The following is a 746-nucleotide window of genomic DNA, read 5'->3' on the forward strand; positions in this document are numbered from 1 at the left end:
TGGAACTGGTTGAAATGGAAATCCGTGACTTGCTGTCAAGCTACGACTTCCCAGGCGATGACTGCCCGATCGTACAAGGTTCTGCACTGAAAGCCTTGGAAGGCGACGCCGCTTACGAAGAAAAAATCTTCGAACTGGCTGCCGCATTGGACAGCTACATCCCGACTCCCGAGCGTGCCGTGGACAAACCGTTCCTGTTGCCTATCGAAGACGTATTCTCCATTTCCGGTCGCGGTACCGTAGTAACCGGCCGTGTAGAGCGCGGTGTCATCCACGTTGGTGACGAGATCGAAATCGTAGGTCTGAAAGAAACCCAAAAAACCACTTGTACCGGTGTTGAAATGTTCCGCAAACTGCTGGACGAAGGTCAGGCAGGTGACAACGTAGGCGTATTGCTGCGCGGTACCAAACGCGAAGAAGTGGAACGCGGTCAAGTATTGGCTAAACCGGGTACCATCACTCCGCACACCAAATTCAAAGCGGAAGTGTACGTATTGAGCAAAGAAGAGGGTGGCCGTCATACTCCGTTCTTCGCTAACTACCGTCCTCAATTCTACTTCCGTACTACCGACGTAACCGGCGCGGTTACTTTGGAAGAAGGTGTAGAAATGGTTATGCCTGGTGAGAACGTAGCCATCACTGTAGAACTGATTGCGCCTATCGCTATGGAAGAAGGTCTGCGCTTTGCGATTCGCGAAGGTGGCCGTACCGTAGGTGCAGGTGTGGTTTCTTCTATCATCGCTTAA

General features: G+C 52.0%; 1 protein-coding gene. It reads left to right on the forward strand.

Annotated elements, in window-relative coordinates; genetic code table 11:
* A partial coding sequence (locus tag HMPREF3050_RS08845; RefSeq protein WP_141758426.1) for an elongation factor Tu occupies positions 1-746 on the forward strand: 746 nt, incomplete at its 5' end.

This window comes from Neisseria sp. HMSC065D04 (assembly GCF_001815675.1).
Taxonomy (GTDB): domain Bacteria; phylum Pseudomonadota; class Gammaproteobacteria; order Burkholderiales; family Neisseriaceae; genus Neisseria.